The organism is Actinomyces sp. HMSC065F11, assembly GCF_001813085.1.
Lineage (GTDB): Bacteria > Actinomycetota > Actinomycetes > Actinomycetales > Actinomycetaceae > Gleimia > Gleimia europaea.
In genome coordinates this window covers 71088-87125 of sequence record NZ_KV811482.1, presented here as the reverse complement: position 1 = coordinate 87125, position 16038 = coordinate 71088, and the positions used below count along the sequence as shown (strand labels likewise).

The 16038-nt window shown below is 56.6% G+C and carries 12 protein-coding genes; 4 read left to right on the top strand and 8 right to left on the bottom strand.

Going from position 1 to position 16038, the window contains the following annotated elements; all coding sequences use genetic code 11:
• Nucleotides 1-50: 50 nt before the first annotated feature.
• The 3 genes from HMPREF2891_RS06840 to fdxA form a co-directional block, all read right to left on the bottom strand.
• Complete coding sequence (locus HMPREF2891_RS06840; protein WP_083309449.1) at nucleotides 51-1412, bottom strand: citrate synthase; 1362 nt, start codon at nucleotides 1410-1412, stop codon at nucleotides 51-53.
• Between the two features lie 86 nt (nucleotides 1413-1498).
• A complete protein-coding gene (gene dapC / locus HMPREF2891_RS06835; RefSeq protein WP_070664642.1) occupies nucleotides 1499-2731 on the bottom strand; it encodes a succinyldiaminopimelate transaminase in 1233 nt (410 codons plus the stop codon).
• Between the two features lie 195 nt (nucleotides 2732-2926).
• Nucleotides 2927-3250, bottom strand: a complete 324-nt coding sequence (gene fdxA, locus HMPREF2891_RS06830; RefSeq protein WP_070664640.1) for a ferredoxin — start codon at nucleotides 3248-3250, stop codon at nucleotides 2927-2929.
• 91 nt (nucleotides 3251-3341) lie between these two features.
• Between fdxA and HMPREF2891_RS06825 the strand changes: the two genes are divergently transcribed.
• The gene (locus HMPREF2891_RS06825; RefSeq protein WP_083309450.1) at nucleotides 3342-3587 is read left to right on the top strand and encodes a putative acetyltransferase; all 246 of its coding nucleotides are present in this window, start codon (nucleotides 3342-3344) and stop codon (nucleotides 3585-3587) included.
• 96 nt (nucleotides 3588-3683) lie between these two features.
• Here the strand turns inward: HMPREF2891_RS06825 and typA are convergent, their stop codons facing one another.
• Nucleotides 3684-5603: a translational GTPase TypA gene (gene typA / locus HMPREF2891_RS06820; protein WP_034509248.1), complete on the bottom strand. Its 1920-nt coding sequence runs from the start codon at nucleotides 5601-5603 to the stop codon at nucleotides 3684-3686.
• A gap of 156 nt (nucleotides 5604-5759) precedes the next feature.
• Between typA and HMPREF2891_RS06815 the strand changes: the two genes are divergently transcribed.
• The gene (locus HMPREF2891_RS06815; RefSeq protein ID WP_034509252.1) at nucleotides 5760-6338 is read left to right on the top strand and encodes a PH domain-containing protein; all 579 of its coding nucleotides are present in this window, start codon (nucleotides 5760-5762) and stop codon (nucleotides 6336-6338) included.
• A 115-nt stretch (nucleotides 6339-6453) separates the two neighbouring features.
• Here HMPREF2891_RS06815 and HMPREF2891_RS06810 read toward each other — a convergent pair whose 3' ends face one another.
• From HMPREF2891_RS06810 to HMPREF2891_RS06795, 4 genes are all read right to left on the bottom strand, one after another.
• Nucleotides 6454-8133, bottom strand: a complete 1680-nt coding sequence (locus HMPREF2891_RS06810) for an ABC transporter family substrate-binding protein (RefSeq protein ID WP_034509255.1) — start codon at nucleotides 8131-8133, stop codon at nucleotides 6454-6456.
• Nucleotides 8134-8518: 385 nt separating this feature from the next.
• The gene (locus HMPREF2891_RS06805) at nucleotides 8519-10654 is read right to left on the bottom strand and encodes an ABC transporter ATP-binding protein (protein WP_070664638.1); all 2136 of its coding nucleotides are present in this window, start codon (nucleotides 10652-10654) and stop codon (nucleotides 8519-8521) included.
• Nucleotides 10651-11658: an ABC transporter permease gene (locus HMPREF2891_RS06800; protein ID WP_034509259.1), complete on the bottom strand. Its 1008-nt coding sequence runs from the start codon at nucleotides 11656-11658 to the stop codon at nucleotides 10651-10653. Before HMPREF2891_RS06800 ends, HMPREF2891_RS06805 begins: the two co-directional genes overlap by 4 nt.
• A gap of 2 nt (nucleotides 11659-11660) precedes the next feature.
• Nucleotides 11661-12644 carry an ABC transporter permease gene (locus HMPREF2891_RS06795; RefSeq protein WP_034509261.1) on the bottom strand — a complete coding sequence of 328 codons (984 nt, stop codon included), beginning with the start codon at nucleotides 12642-12644 and terminating at the stop codon, nucleotides 11661-11663.
• A gap of 696 nt (nucleotides 12645-13340) precedes the next feature.
• Here HMPREF2891_RS06795 and HMPREF2891_RS06790 point away from each other — a divergent pair.
• Both HMPREF2891_RS06790 and HMPREF2891_RS06785 read left to right on the top strand, forming a co-directional pair.
• Nucleotides 13341-14846 (top strand): xylulokinase, encoded by a 1506-nt coding sequence (locus HMPREF2891_RS06790; RefSeq protein WP_083311291.1) that lies wholly within the window; start codon nucleotides 13341-13343, stop codon nucleotides 14844-14846.
• Between the two features lie 8 nt (nucleotides 14847-14854).
• Nucleotides 14855-15916, top strand: a complete 1062-nt coding sequence (locus tag HMPREF2891_RS06785; RefSeq protein WP_034509267.1) for an NAD(P)H-dependent glycerol-3-phosphate dehydrogenase — start codon at nucleotides 14855-14857, stop codon at nucleotides 15914-15916.
• The last annotated feature ends 122 nt before the right edge of the window (nucleotides 15917-16038 follow it).

The window sequence follows — 16038 nt, the reverse complement described above, 5'->3', positions numbered from 1 at the left end:
CCGAGAACCGGTCCAACCCACCTCCTGCTTAGTAGCTTCGTGAGTGAGCTTTAGTTGCTCTTGCGAAGGCGGTTGCGGAGCGGAATGTATTCGCGCTCGGTTTCACCAACGTAAACCTGACGCGGCCGGCCAATGCGGCCCTCCGGGTCGCGAGCCATCTCCCTGTACTGAGCAATCCAGCCGGGCAGGCGGCCCATGGCGAACAGCGGGGTGAACATCTTGGTTGGGAAGCCCAAAGCCGAGTAGATGAGCCCCGTGTAGAAGTCGACGTTCGGGTAGAGCTTGCGCTCAACGAAGTAGTCGTCGTTTAGAGCCATTTCTTCAAGCTCCAACGCGATGTCCAAAAGCTCGTCCTGCTTACCCAGGCGCTCCAAAACATCGTGGGCCGCGCCCTTGACGATGGCGGCGCGCGGGTCATAGTTCTTGTACACGCGGTGACCAAAGCCCATGAGGCGGACGCTCGAAGACTTGTCCTTGGCCTTCGCTACGAAGTCCTTCACCGTCATGTCCGAGTCGCGAATCTCCGCGAGCATGCGCAACACGGCCTCGTTAGCACCACCGTGAAGCGGACCGGAAAGAGCGCCAACACCCGCAGCCACGGATGCGTACATGTTCGCCTTCGCGGATCCAACCATGCGTACGGTCGAGGTGGAGCAGTTTTGCTCGTGGTCAGCATGCAGAATCAGAAGCATGTCGAGAGCTCGAACGATGGCCGGGTCAATGTCATACGACTGGTACGGCAGGCCAAACGTCATGCGAATGAAATCTTCGGTGTAGGAACGCTGTGCGTCCGGGTAGAGCGGCGGCAGGCCGGCAGCGCGCTTCGCGATGGTCGCAATCATGGTTGGCACCTTTGCTAGTAGCAGCACGGATGCCTTATCCATCGCCTCGTCATCGTCCGGATCCAGCGTGTGCTGGTAGTACGTTGCGAGGCCGGCAACGCCAGCCTGCAGGATGGCCATGGGGTGGCCGTTGCTGGGGAAAGCACCAAAGAAAGCCTGGAAGTCCTCGTGCAACAGACGGTGACGCTGTACGCGACGGATGAACGCTTCGAGGGTTACCGCATCGGGAAGCTCGCCGTAGATGAGCAGGTATGCGACTTCGAGGAAGCTGGAGCTCTTTGCGAGTTGCTCAATCGGGTATCCCCGGTAGCGAAGGATGCCTGCACCACCATCGATGTAGGTAATCGAGGACGAGGCGGATGCCGTATTGGTAAAGCCGGGGTCGTAAGTGGTTACGCCGGCGGTTGCAAGAACCTTGTTGATGCCTAGACCGTCCGAGCCGGCGGTGGCCACTACTCGCGGAAGCTCAACTTTGTGCTCATCAACCGTGAGTAGCCCGTTCGCTTTCTTGGTCTCGTCCACCTTCTCGGCTACTTCTGCCTTTGGGGTCTTGCCCTTTTCAGTTGCCATCTCCGCCTTCCTCCTGAGCTTGCGGAAAACCTTGAGCTTCGCTCCTTTGACGAAGCCGTCAAAATCAGATTATCTCAACATCGAGATTATTTCGCGGCGAATAAGGTTTTTACCTGTGACAAACGCTCGACAGCAGCGCGGATTCGTTCATCCTTACCCGATAGAGAAACTCTTATGAATCCTTCGTTACCTTCCCCATAGAATTCTCCCGGGGCCACAAGGATTCCGAGCTGGGCAAGTCGTTCCACAAGAGCGCGCCCATCCACCTCGCCCCGCTTATCACGCAGCCACAGGTATAGGCCCGCACGCGATTGGGGGTCATTTTCGAGGCCGACGCTTGCAAACGCGGCTTCGAGTTTAGCCCGGCGCCTAGCGTAGATACCCCGTTGAATAGACACGTGTGAAATCTGATCGCGCATGTCCGCTTCTGCATTATCGGGGACGTGTTCGAGTCCTTCGCGGGGGTTAGCGAATGCCGACGCGCTATCGAGTAGCGCCACGCTCATTGCGTGCATCACGGGTGAAGACACCATCATTCCCGCGTGCTTGCGTACGGCCACCGCCGCCTCAACCAGTTTCGGGTCACCCATCATGATGCCCCCGCGATACCCGGCCATGTTGGACTGTTTGGAAAGCGAATACAGCACCAACAGACCGCTCACATCGCCCTCGCACACCGCGTCGGACAGCAACGAAGGAACTCCCCCGTCAAGCAAGGATTCATCCCAAACGAGGGCGGCGTAGCACTCATCCGACGCCACAACCGCGCCGCGCTTCCTTGCCCACCAGACGATTTTGCGCAGTTGCTCCACGTCGAGCACATGACCGTTTGGGTTTCCCGGCGAGTTGAGCCAAACCATCTGAGCGTCTGGCCACTGCGCGGGATCCTCATCCACCGCAATGGGCTCGGCGCCAGCCAGGCGCACCCCGATGTCGTAGGTCGGGTAGGCACACCGCGGGATTAGAACGCGGTCTCCTGGCCTCACCCCCAGCATGAGGGGAAGCCACGCAACCATTTCTTTAGAGCCGATCGTGGGGATCGAAGTGGCACCCTCGTCCAATGCGGATATTCCGCGTGCCCTGGCCCAAACCTTGGTGGCTTCGAGGACCTCCTCCGTTCCAACCACCGTGGAATATCCCGGCGCATTTGCTGCCTCTTTCAAGGCATCTTGGATTATTTGCGGGGTCTCATCTACGGGCGTGCCGATGGACAGGTCCACGATTCCGCCCGGGTGCGCGCTAGCTACCTTCTTCGCTTCAGTTAGCGTGTCCCACGGAAACTGCGGCAGATCAACGCCGCGCGGTAATGAGCTTGTCATAGCTTGCCCCTCTTCTCCCCCGCTATACCTGGTTGCACTCTAGCGACCTTTTGCACCCGCCTCGACATATGCGAAACCCTCTGCGTCTTGCATGCGTCGCAAAGTTCAAGTGCACGAGTTTCAGCCGAGCTTTCCCCTCAATAAAGATATGCAACAAGGGCCCGACAAACGCCGAGCCCCATTACAAAAATCTGGCTAATCCTGATTTTGGGGAGGTAGCTTCGCAATGACCTCGTGGTCGTAATCCACAGCGCCCGTGCGGGCAGCGCCACCTGGTGAGCCAAGCTTGTCGAAGAAGTGCACGTTTGCCTGGTAGTATTCGGACCATTCTTCAGGAAGGTCATCTTCGTAGAAGATCGCCTCAACCGGACAAACGGGCTCGCAAGCACCGCAGTCTACACACTCATCCGGATGGATATATAGGCTACGCGCGCCTTCATAAATGCAATCAACTGGGCATTCATCAACGCATGCGCGGTCTTTAACGTCTACACAAGGTTGCGCGATAACGTAGGTCAAAACGGTCTCCTTAAGTCATTTTGCGTCGAAAATTCGCGGGCTGAAAACCCCGGCTACTTTTCGTGCCTCATATGGGGTTTATTATCTCACCATGAGCAGTTTTTCGACACCCGACCCGAACGAGGCTCCCCCAAGCCTGCCGTGGATGCAGTGGCAGGTGGGCCAGCGCGTTGTTGTCCGCTACCGCAAACCTGATGGGTTGTATGACGCCCTCGGCCACCTGACGGAGGTGGCGCCAACCCACGTCACGGTAAACACACGCAAAGGGCTCGTTACCGTTCCAGCTAGCGTCATGGTTACCGGCAAGCGAGTGCCAGAATCACCGTTCGGCAACTAGATGATTTCAGTTCGCCCAGGCAAAAGGCCCGCTCCGGTTTTAGCCAGCATGGCGGCATTAATACCAGTGCGCGCCCGCGCGGCCTCGGGTATCGAACTACTTTGATTCGCGGCGTGCGCGCGCAGCTATCTTGAAACGATCCTGAGTGGAAAGCACGTTCTTGCGGATGCGAACAGCGTTGGGTGTAACCTCAACGCACTCGTCCTCAGCCGCGAATTCTAGCGACTCTTCAAGCGTGAGCGTGCGCGGCGTATTCAATCCTTCGTAGGAGTCTGCCGATGCTGCGCGCATGTTCGTCTGCTTCTTTTCACGCGTGAGGTTCACATCCATGTCCTCATTGCGCGAGTTTTCACCCACAACCTGCCCCTCGTAAACCTGGCTGCCAGGCTGCACAAGGAACGTGCCGCGCTCTTGCAGATTGATCATCGCGTAAGGCGTTGCCTGTCCGGCGCGATCCGCTACGAGTGAGCCAGTGTTGCGCGAAATGATGGTGCCCTGCCACGGTTCGTAGCCCGCCGCGTAGGAAGAAGCGATGCCAGTGCCACGCGTTTCGGTAAGGAAGCGCGTGCGGAAGCCGATCAGGCCGCGAGCGGGGACTAGGAACTCTAGGCGCACCCAGCCCGAACCGTGGTTAGCGATGCTTTCCATGCGGCCCTTGCGAGCGGCCAGAAGCTGCGTTACCTCGCCCATGTATTCTTCAGGCACGTCAATCGTCATGTGCTCCATAGGTTCGCACTTGACGCCATCGATAACGCGGGTAACAACCTGGGGCTTGCCAACCGTCAGTTCAAAGCCCTCGCGGCGCATTTGTTCAACAAGGATTGCGAGGGCCAGTTCACCGCGGCCCTGCACCTCCCACGCGTCCGGCCTCTCGGTGGGTAGGACGCGCAGAGAAACGTTGCCGACCAGCTCACGGTCAAGGCGGTCCTTCACCTGGCGCGCGGTAACCTTAGTGTTCTTCTCGCGGCCAGCCATCGGCGACGTGTTTGTTCCAATGGTCATAGAGATCGCGGGCTCATCAACCGTAATCAGAGGTAGCGGACGCGGATCTTCTAAATCAACGAGGCTTTCACCAATCGTAATATCTGGAATACCCGCAACCGCCACGATGTCGCCGGCTTTCGCGGTTTGGGCTGGCACACGATCCAGGCCTTCGGTGCGGAGCAGCTCGGTAATCTTCACGGAGGTGAGGGAACCATCGGCATGCGCCCAGCCCACGTTCTGTCCCTTGTGGAGTTCACCGTTGTGAATGCGCAGCAAGGCGATCCTGCCAAGGAACGGGGATGCGTCAAGGTTCGTGACGTGCGCCTGCAGGGGCGCGTCTTCGTCATAGGAGGGACCGGGAATACGGTGGAGCAGCGTTTCAAACAGTGGCTCCAGGCCCGACGTGGGAACCTCCCCAACAGCGGGCTGTTCAAGTGAGGACTTACCAAGCTTTGCCGACGCGTACAGGACGGGCACTTCAAGCAGGCCGTCCACGTCAACCTCGCGCCCCTCATTCTGCAGATCTTCCGCGATGGATAGGAGCAGGTCCATGGTCTCTTCCACGACCTCCTCAATACGCTGATCCGGGCGATCAACCTTGTTCACCACCACAACAACCGGTAGCTGCGACTCCAGCGCCTTGCGGAGCACAAAACGCGTTTGCGGTAGCGGGCCCTCAGCCGCATCCACCAGGAGGAGCACGCCATCAACCATGGAGAGAGCACGCTCGACCTCGCCTCCAAAATCTGCGTGTCCAGGCGTATCAATCACGTTAATCGTGATGCCTTCAGGTAAGCCTAGCTTCTGTGCAGAAGGACCCCGATAGTGAACGGCCGTGTTCTTCGCGAGGATCGTAATGCCCTTTTCCCGCTCTAGATCACCAGAATCCATGACGCGCTCACCACGCGACTCCACGGTGTCGTGGTCAGAGAAGGCTCCGGACTGCCATAGCATTGCATCCACGAGAGTCGTCTTACCGTGATCCACGTGGGCAACGATCGCGACGTTACGAATATCTTCGCGAATAGTCATTTTGCCTCCAGGTCTCCTCTTCTAAGCGTGCGCGCCAGCGTGGTTTCGCTAAAACATGCGCCCTACTACCTTATGCCCCGGAGCTTTCGATCACGCACTTAGGTTTCTGCGAAATGCGCCACTACCCGATAATGCGTTGCCATCTAAAATGGAGGCATGCATCCAACGATTAAGATCGCCTCTGCTCCTGCACGCTACGGAACATATTTTTTTGCCGTGCTGGCGCTGGCCGTTTCAATTGTGACTATTACGCGTGATGGCGTTTCCGTAGCTGTTGCAGCCCTGCCGTATGTTTGGCTGGTATTTTGGGCGATTTTCATGCTGTGGTGGATGCCGCGCCTTACTATCGCGCCAGACAAAATAACGGTGCGTAACATGATTTTCTCGTGGACCGTGCCGTGGGAGCGCTACACGGGCGCGCGCCTGAACCTGGGCCTCATCCTAGAGACACGCGACATAGATATTCGCGCAGCCGCTGCTCGTCCTCGTACCGGCGTTCGAAACATGAAAGCGCAGTACGGCCCCCTGCAACTTCCGCACATTGACGAGGAGGTGCCGAGCCAACTTCTTGACTTGGATTCATCTCAAACAGCCGAGTTGCTGCGCACCTACTATGAACGCCACCTCGAGGCGGGGATGACGAATGCCACTACGAAGGTAGAGCGCAAGCTCAACACCGCTCCCCTGCTGGCTGCACTCGTGTTGCTTCTGGCCACATTCATTCCGCGCCTCTGACTCAGTTAGTTTTTATCCCCCGCGCAGGTTTGCCGATACATGAAGGATCGCCCCGCACATTGTGCGGGGCGATCCTGCTACGTTAGCTATTCAGCTAGGCTCGTTTCACCAAGTGTTACTCCGAGACGTAGCCGATGTCCTCAACCTTGCCGGAAGAGAAGCCGAAGGCGCCGTAGTTGGCGAGGGTCTTCGGAACTGCAACGTACTCGACGCGGCGGTACAGCGGAACAGTCATGACACGGTCCCAGATGGCAGCGTCAACTTCGTTCGTGTACTCAACGCGCTTGTTGTGGTCCATCTCGACGTCGATCTTCTTGATCAGCTCGCTGATCTCATCGTCGCATAGGCCCGAGAAGTTCGAGTCGGAATCGCAACCGTAGATCTGGCCTACGTTAGCCATCGGGTACGGGGTACCCTGCCATGCGAACGAGGTGATACCGAAGGTGCCATCAAGCAGGAATCCGGGGAAGTCATCCGGCGACTTGTTAACCATATTGACCTTTACGCCAATGTTGGCCATGTCAGACTGAAGGAGCTTACCTTCGTTTTCAGAGGTTGGGATGCCCTGGAGTAGCTGGTACTCGATTTCGAGGGTCTGGCCGTCCTTGGTACGGAATTCTGCGCCGTCATCAAGCTTCCAGCCGAGCTCGTCAAGCTGCTTGCCTGCAGCCTCGGGATCGAACTTGAAGTCTTCGGAGTTGTCGGCGTAACCTTCCTGGCCAGGCATGAAGAAGTGGTTACCCATCATGAGCTCTGCCGGCTCAACGGGCAGACCAGCAAGGTCAGATGCTGCGATAGCTTCACGGTTCAGGCCCTTAACGATTGCCTGGCGAATGCCCTTGTCCTGCAAGAGGCCAGAGTTCGTGTTGAACGTGAAGTGACGCCACTGCTTGCCACCTGCTTCACGGATTTCCGCATCTGCACGGCCGGCAGCAGTCTGGTACTGGTCGGCGTTGATAAGACCGGATACGACGTCGATCTCCTTATTAGCGAAGGAACGGGTCGAGGTCGACGGGTCGAGCTCGCGGAAGCTTACCTTGTCGAGCTTCGGAGCATCGCCCCACCAGGTGTCGGACGGAACGAGGGTGACGACGCGCTGCGAACGGTCTACCTCACCGAACTTGAACGGACCTGCGGTGAAGTCGTTGTTTGGGTTATCCTTACGCGCGTTGTCGAAGTCTTCAGGTGTAGAAATGGCAGCCTTCGGCTCAACGCCGGACCAGGTTGCAGACCAGTCAGCGTAGGTCGTGTTGTACGTGATTACGACCTGGAACTCGTCCTTGCCCTTCTCGACCTTTGCAACCTCGCGGAAACCGTCGGTGGTAGCTACCTGGTAGTCAGGGTTGGAGCCGTTAGCGGCCTTCCAGGTTGCCTCGTAGTCTTCCCACGTGATCGGCTCGCCGTTGCCCCAGTGTGCATCCGGGTTCAGAGTAAGGGTTACTACCTGCGGAGGTCCGTCCACTACCTCGTAATCGAGAACGTAGTTCTTGTTCGGCTCGAAGGTGGAGTCCTCTGCGTAAATCCAGTTGCTAGGCATTACCCAGCCGGCAATCTCGTTGTTGTCCACCTGGTTTCCGGCAGCATGCAGGATGTTCCACTGCTCAGGGAACTGGCCGATTGCGAAACGTAGTTCGCCGCCTTCTTGCACCTTGTCGCGGGCTTGTGCGTTGATATCGGAGAGCGCCGGCAGATTTGCGTCGCCGCCGGATCCCGATTCTCCGCCACCTGCACACCCTGCGAGTACGAGGGTTGCGGCGGCAGCTACTGCAGCGAATGAACGTAGTGAACGCTTCACTGTTGTACCTCCATAATGTTGACATCTCTTGCCGGGCGTACCCGGCCACGATGGATAGGCTACTTTAGCGCACCGGCTTCTTGATAGTTGAGAGCCGCCTTTCGGTCCCTCCTTGTTCTAATCGCAACAAAAGTCCCAAATAATGAGAAAACGAGCATTCGCCAAGATTTTCGTATATGTCTGCGGCGCGTGATCTCGCTTGTCGATGTCTGCTCACCTTTCTAACTTCCGCCCTTGACCGCAATGCGGTCAACAACCTTTCGCCATTTTGATCCTAGATATCGGTTTACAAAAACCGGCGGCCTGCATCCATTTTTGGTTGCAAACCGCCGGCTTTGAAGTTGGTCAGTGGTAGAGCGTGCGCACAAGGCGTTACTCCACCCGGCTAGAACATGTGGGCCTCTTCGGGGTAGTGGCAGGCGTTCATCGAGTCGACGTCGCCGTCACCCTTGAGCTCAGGATGTTCGTTGACACACCGTTGCTGTTCTGCTTCGCCTAGAGTGAGGAACTTCGGGCAACGCGTCCTGAAGCGGCAACCCGAAGGCGGGTTTGCGGGCGAAGGAAGGTCACCTTCAAGCAGGATGCGTTCACGGGAACGTTCCTTGCGTGGATCCGGAATTGGGATAGCCGAAAGCAGGGCTTGCGTGTACGGGTGACGCGGCCTGTCGAAAACCTCTTTAACCGCTCCAATTTCAACGATCTTACCCAGGTACATGACGGCCACACGGTCCGCGATGTGGCGCACAACGGAGAGGTCGTGGGCAACAAATAGGTATGAGAGGCCGAGCTTGGCGCGCAACTCCTCAAGTAGGTTAATGACACCAGCTTGAATCGACACGTCGAGAGCCGAAACCGGCTCGTCAAGCACGAGTAAGCGCGGACGCAAAGCGAGTGCACGCGCGATACCAATCCTTTGACGCTGGCCACCGGAGAAGTGACGCGGGTAGCGGTTAAGGTGCGCAGGCTCAAGGCCAACGAGTGTCATGAGTTCCTCAACCCGCTCGTCGATCTTGTCCTTTGGATAGTTGTTGTACTTCAACGGCTCCGCGATGATGTCGGAAATCGGCATGCGCGGGTCAAGCGAAGCCATCGGGTCTTGGAATACAACCTGTAGGTCTTCGCGCACCTTGCGGCGCTCGCGGCCAGACATGGTGGAAGCATCCTTACCGAACACAACGATGGTGCCACCCTGCGGCTTTTGCAGGTTTAGAACTTCCAGGAGGGTCGTGGTTTTACCGGAGCCGGATTCGCCTACGAGGGCCAGAGTTTCACCCTCGCGAATGTCCAACGAAATCTCATCAACCGCGTGAACCGTACCCACCTGTCGCTTGAATACTGCGCCCTTCATTAGCGGGAAGTATTTCTTGAGGTCGGTCACACGCATGACTTCGTCACGCTTCATGCGGTCTTCATCGGCAATCGGAGAACTGAATGCTTCCGGTATCGGGTAAATGCCCGCGTGATCCCAGTTGTTTTCAACGATGTCTTCAGCACGCACACAAGCAACGGTGTGATCGACGCCGTCGTTCGGATTGTTATTGGGTGAGACGCGAAGTTCCGGCTCGCCGTTAAGGCACGCGTCCGTGGAGATCGGGCAACGAGGCGCAAACGGACAGCCCGTGGGTTCTTGCAGCATCGAAGGAGGGTTACCTTCAACAGATGCGAGGGGCTCCGAAGAGTCCTGATCTGGACGCGGCAGAGAACCGAGGAGTCCAACCGTGTACGGCATCGTCGAGTGATAGTAAATGTCATCAACCGAGCCGTATTCAACGCAACGTCCCGCATACATAACGGCAACGCGATCAGCCATACCCGCAACGACACCAAGGTCGTGGGTAATCATGAGGACAGCTGCGTTAGTTTCGCGTTGTGCCTTCTTTAGCAGGTCAAGAATCTGCGCTTGAATGGTTACGTCCAGTGCGGTGGTTGGCTCGTCCGCGATGATCAGATCCGGGTCGTTGGCGATCGCAATCGCGATCATCACGCGCTGGCGCATACCACCGGAGAATTCGTGCGGGAACGCCTTAAATCGGACCTCGGGGTTTGGAATACCAACGAGTTCGAGTAGCTCAATTGCGCGCTCTCGCGCCGCAGTCTTGCCCATCTTCTGGTGAATGGTCAAGGCTTCCACGATCTGATCCCCGATCGTGTAAACAGGGGTTAGCGCAGATAGCGGGTCTTGAAACACCATCGCGACTTTTTTGCCGCGGATCTTTGACATCCATGCATCAGATTTGCCGAGGATCTCGGTTCCATGCAGCTTAACAGAGCCTTCAATCTTGGCGGATTCGTCAAGCAGGCCCATGACAGCCAGCGAGGTAACGGATTTACCCGAGCCGGATTCGCCAACAATGCCCAGCACCTCGCCGGGGTGAACTTTCAGGTTGACGCCGCGAACAGCGTGCACAACGCCATCTTCGGAGGGGAAACTGACGTTTAGATCCTGGATGTCAAGAACCGGAACGCCTTCTTGGCGCTGCGGTACCGGCGTGTTGTCTAGCTTGCGGTTTTTACTGCTCATGCTTGACCTCCAGACTTTGAGGACGGGTCGATTGCGTCGCGTAGTCCGTCGCCGATGAAGTTTACGAAAATGAGGGTCAGGGTCAGGATGGCAGCCGGAGCCATAAAGATCCACGGCGAGGTAGTTGCCATGCCCTGCCCTTCCGCAATGAGAACGCCGAGCGAGGTCTCCGGCGGTTGCACGCCGAAGCCAAAGTATGAAAGCACCGTTTCTGACATGACCGCTGCAACGAAACCGAGCGCCGCATCGATGATCAGGTAGGACGCCACGTTCGGAATAATGTGCTTGGTAATGATGACGCGTGCCGGTACCGACATGTAGCGCGCCGCCGTTACGTACTCAAGGTTCTTAACCGAAAGCGTCATCGAGCGAACAACACGAGCGGTCAGCATCCAGCCGAATCCTGCCAGCAGAAGGATAAACAGGAACGTCGAGGAGTTCTGCCCACCGGTCTTCTGCGAGATAACAGCGATGATGAGGAAGGACGGGATTACGAGTAAAAGGTCGATAACCCACAGCGCAGCTTTTTCAAAGAAACCACCGAAATAGGCTGCGGAAGCGCCAACGATTGCAGCAACAGTTACCTGGATTGCTGATACCGAAACGCCAATGATTAGTGACTTGCGCAGCCCCTCCAAAGTTAGTGCGAGGACATCGCGCCCACCCTGGGTGGTGCCAAACCAGTGTTCAGCGTTTGGAGGTTTCAGGAAGGAGCTAGTGACCTGCTGGTAGTCCCACGGAACCACCATGGGGCCAAAGATCGCGATGAGAACAACCAGCGCGAAGCCGATAACACCGATCTTGGAGGTGGTTGAGCGCATGAAGCGCCGACGAATTAGGGTCGCGCGAGAGAGACGCTTGGATTTGCCTTTTTCGTTCTTGCCGTCCGCCCCGTTGGGCGCGGTCTCTTTTGTGAGGTCCGAACCTGCGGTCAGGGCGGTTTCGCCGCGCGCAGTTTCAGCGTTGCGGACGTCGCGCTCTTGCGGTTGAGATTGGTTCGACATGTTTAGCTCACCCTTACACGCGGGTCGACAACGACGATGAGGAGGTCAGACAAAAGCGCACCGGCTAGCGTACAGACGCCTGAGAAGGCAACTACTGCAGTGGTGCCGTTGATGTCTTGACCGCGAATAGATGAGACGCCGAAGATGCCCATGCCGTGCCAGCCGAACACCTGCTCGGTAACGGTTGCGCCGAGGAACAGGGTGGCTACTGCAAAAGCGAAGAACGTTGCCATCGGGACTAGCGAAGTACGCAGTGCGTGGCGGGTGACAGCCTTCGACTTGATGAGACCCTTTGCGCGCGCGGTCCGCACGTAGTCAGCTCCGAGCGTGTCAAGCATCAAGTTGCGCTGGTAACGCGAGTAGGAGGCAATGCCGGTTAGTGACATGGAAATCGTAGGCAACAGTAGGTGTTGCATCCTGTCCACAAGGGCCGCGCCGAAGTAGTTACCTACTGTTCCGGTCTCGCCTGTGAACTCAAAAAACTGCGTACCGGTTGCGACGTTGAACTGGGTCGCTCCGATCTGCAAGAGGTTAGCAAGAACAATAACCGGCGTAGAGATGATGATGAGGGCGAGGATCGAAACGATGCGGTCGGTCTTGGAGTACTGCTTAGTTGCAGTCCACGCACCCACAGCCACGCCACCGACCATGCCGATAATCGAGCCGATGATAATAAGCCTGACAGAAACCCAGATACGAATGCCGATGATGGAGTTCACGGAGGCGCCCGTTGGCGTCATGCCCCAGTCCCAGTCGGTGAACACGCGGCCAAGCCATATGGTGTACCTATCCCACACGGGCACAGTGTCTGAGATGTTGTATGCAATGAACATTCGCTCAAGCGCGTCCCAGTCACGCGTGGGGTCCGTGAGGTCGTAAGCGGCCTTCGGGTCTAGCGTGTTGGAGGCGATGATGTACGCCAGTGACACGGCAATGAACAGCAGGAGAGCATAGTTGGCAAGCCTGCGTGCCAGGTAGTAGAACATAGGCTCTGACTTTCTTCAGGTCATGTTTGTCGCATAAGGCGTTTGGTATTCCTCTTAGCTCGCAAAATTTCCTGATGGTTTCAGAATTATTGTCAAAACTGTGTATTGACTTTAGTGAATTTCGTGGCAAATGAGAAACCAGAAAGGCATTTTATCGAGGTTTATCGACCTTCCGGCCGGTTTTTAAGGCCTACCTCCTAGTATTCTGCGCAGACGTTTTTGCAACCACTACGGTTCATAATTATCCCGTCTGGGTGCCGAATTTTAAGACAGTTATCTCATTTAGTTCCCCATTGTGTGGAATCTGCGTAATGCTCGGAACACTTCGGATGTGGCGTTCTTGACATTTATTTCCGCGCCGTTCACTTCCCTTTGACGTTTAGCACTTGACGCAGTTCGTGGACGATTTCAACAAGGTCTGCGGCGTCCGAAAGCACGCGAGGCACGACCTCTTTAAACATCTCTATTCCTTGCATTTTTGAACATGGTTTGGTTGGGCCACCACTCGGAATACGCCGTCCTAAACCTCTCGTCAGACGTTATGAATAACATTCGCAATGTTAATCTAGTGATGAACAGATTAATCGACATCATGTGAAGCAGTTCAAGGAAATATCTACCACTTATAAGCGTTTAGCTACTGATTAAATCACTGCGGTCGAGACATACGACGGCGTAGAGATTGGACATAAGCAGATGAACAACCCATTAGTAATCGCTATTGATTCTTCAACTACCGCCACGAAGGCAGTTGTGATCGACACGTCGGGAAACGTTATATCGATGGGACGAGCGGAAATTGAGCTCCTTTCCCCGCAGATGAATCACTACGAGCATGACCCGCGCGAGTGGTGGGGTTCCACGCATCAGGCAATCACGGAGGCGGTCAGTAGCCTGAGCGAGAGCGACAGGGCGCGTATTGCCGCTATTGGGATTACGCACCAGCGCGAATCGTTTGCGCTTATCGACGAGGATGGCAACCCGATCCGCCCGGCAATCTTGTGGCTCGATTCGCGAGCGGGTGAACAGATCAAGGAGTTCGGATCTGACCACATCCACGAGTTGTCCGGCAAGCCGGCTGATACTACACCCGCACTGTATAAGCTGGCTTGGCTTAAGAAGCACGAACCAGAAGCTCTAAGTCAGGCCTTCAAACTGGTTGATGTGCACGCATACTTGTCCCACGCGCTTACCGGAAAGTGGGTTTCTGCAGAAGGCTCGATTGACACTCTTAACCTGTTTGATATTGCGGCGCGAACATTCTCTGAAGAGCTACTTGAGATCGCGGGGCTACGCCCAGATCAGATGGTGGAGTTCACCAGGGCGGGTGATGTTATTGGCACGCTGCTACCGAGCCTCGCTAACGAATGGAGATTGAGTCCGGAGGTTGTACTGGTTGCGGGCGTTGGTGATGGTCAGGCCGCTGGTCTTGGCACGGCCGCGATTGACCCGGATGTAGATTACGTGAATATCGGCACCTCGGTTGTGTCGGGAACGCATTCGAACGAGTATCAGTTCGATCGCGCTTACCGCACACTGATCGGCGGTATTCCGGGCACTTACGTACTGGAGATCGTTCAGAACTCTGGTTCGGTGCTTTACAACTGGTTTAGGAAGAATCTTGGCGATCCTGCTCTAGAGGGAGGCTTGGACCCAGCTTTGGAGGCAGAGGCGAGCCGTATTGCCCCTGGTTCTGACGCCTTGTTGACGCTACCGCATTGGAATGCAGGCCAATCACCAGATTGGGATCCGTTTGCGACTGGAGCAATGGTGGGATTCACCACGGGGCATACGCGTGCCCACGTTTTCAGATCTATTGTTGAGGGCACTGCGATGCTACTGGCAGAGAATCTGAATCGCGTGCAGGAAGTGACGGGCCGAAAGCTGGTTGAACTTCGTGCCACAGGAGGGTCGGCCAGGTCCCCCTTTATTAGGCAGATTTTTGCAGACGCTACGGGCCTTCCAATCGTAATGTCTGAGGTTGATGAGCTGTCCGCACACGGAGCTGCCATGATTGCAATGGCTGGCGTTGGCGCGTATCCCGATGTTGAATCGGCTGCGCGAGCGATGGCTCATTTGGGTGAGAGGACGGAACCGAATCCGCAGGCTCACGAAAAATATGTTACTTGGATGCGGCTACATAGCCGTATTTACCCACTCCTTGCGGAGCTTATGACCGATATGAAGAATGTTGAAGACTAGGAGAAGTGATGGCAAAAATAGTCGTATTTGGTTCGGGAATTATGGGGACGGCACTTGCGTTCCCTTCGGCAGAGAACGGCAACGAGGTGCACCTGGTTGGCACCTTCTTGGACCGCGAGATTATTGAATCGATCCAGACCACGGGTGTGCACCCCAACCTTGATTTGAAGGTCCCCGAGTCGGTTCAGGCCCACCAGCTTGAAGAGGCTACGGAGGTCATCAAGGACGCGGACGTCGTGATGGGTGGTGTGAACTCGTTTGGCGTTGAGTGGGCGGGCGAGCAGTTGGCCGCCATGATGCAGCCCGGTCAGCACTTCCTGTGCGTAACTAAGGGTATGCGCGCGGATGAGGATGGCAACCTGAAGCTACTGCCCGATGTTTATCGCTCCTATTTCGATCCTAAGCTCGCCGACTCGATCACGTGGAACGCCGTTGTTGGCCCCTCCATTGCAGGTGAGGTTGCGGTTCACCACGACACCGCGGTTGTGTTCACCGGCGAAGACAAGGAAGCTTTGGAGTACTTGGCTGGCCTTTACCGCACGGACTACTACCACGTATGGACGTCCACTGACTTCGTTGGCCACGAGACTGGCGCCGCGACGAAGAACATTTACGCTTTTGCTGCTGGCTTCGCAGACGGCCTGCTTCGCAGCCAGGGCAAGGAAAATGACCGTTACGTCATGTACAACATGGGGGCTGCTCTCTTTGCTCAGGGCCAGAAGGAGCTGCGCTCGTTCGTTAAGTTCATGGGCGGCAAGCCGGAAACGGCTGACGGTCTAGGCGGCGTTGGCGACATGTTCGTGACCTCCATGGGTGGCCGCAACGTGAAGGCGGGCGGCTACGTTGGTGAGGGCATCCCGTTCTCTCGCGTGCGCGACGAGCTGATGAAGGGTGTCACGCTCGAGGGCGTTGCCGCGATCAACGTTGTTGGCGCGGCTTTGCGCAAGCTGACCGAGCGCGGCGTGGTTCGCGAGGAGGAATACCCGCTGTGCCGCTTCCTCTACTCCGTGGTTGCCGAGGACGCTCCCCTAGATATTCCGTGGGATAAGTTCTTCGCAGACCTCGTCTAGCCCGCTAGCGCCCATGCCCGAGATTAACGTGATGTGTGTTCGAGGCCGAGGCTAGGCAAGCTCATACAGTTGTTGCCGGCACCTTTTGGTGCCGGCAACAAACTTTACCTGGACTGTTTGCT

Coding starts and splice junctions, on each gene's coding strand:
- HMPREF2891_RS06840 (WP_083309449.1), bottom strand. CDS start 1,412: ATGGCAACTGAAAAGGGCAAGACCCCAAAGGCAGAAGTAGCCGAGAAG.
- dapC (WP_070664642.1), bottom strand. CDS start 2,731: ATGACAAGCTCATTACCGCGCGGCGTTGATCTGCCGCAGTTTCCGTGG.
- HMPREF2891_RS06825 (WP_083309450.1), top strand. CDS start 3,342: ATGAGCAGTTTTTCGACACCCGACCCGAACGAGGCTCCCCCAAGCCTG.
- typA (WP_034509248.1), bottom strand. CDS start 5,603: ATGACTATTCGCGAAGATATTCGTAACGTCGCGATCGTTGCCCACGTG.
- HMPREF2891_RS06815 (WP_034509252.1), top strand. CDS start 5,760: ATGCATCCAACGATTAAGATCGCCTCTGCTCCTGCACGCTACGGAACA.
- HMPREF2891_RS06805 (WP_070664638.1), bottom strand. CDS start 10,654: ATGAGCAGTAAAAACCGCAAGCTAGACAACACGCCGGTACCGCAGCGC.
- HMPREF2891_RS06800 (WP_034509259.1), bottom strand. CDS start 11,658: ATGTCGAACCAATCTCAACCGCAAGAGCGCGACGTCCGCAACGCTGAA.
- HMPREF2891_RS06795 (WP_034509261.1), bottom strand. CDS start 12,644: ATGTTCTACTACCTGGCACGCAGGCTTGCCAACTATGCTCTCCTGCTG.
- HMPREF2891_RS06790 (WP_083311291.1), top strand. CDS start 13,341: ATGAACAACCCATTAGTAATCGCTATTGATTCTTCAACTACCGCCACG.
- HMPREF2891_RS06785 (WP_034509267.1), top strand. CDS start 14,855: ATGGCAAAAATAGTCGTATTTGGTTCGGGAATTATGGGGACGGCACTT.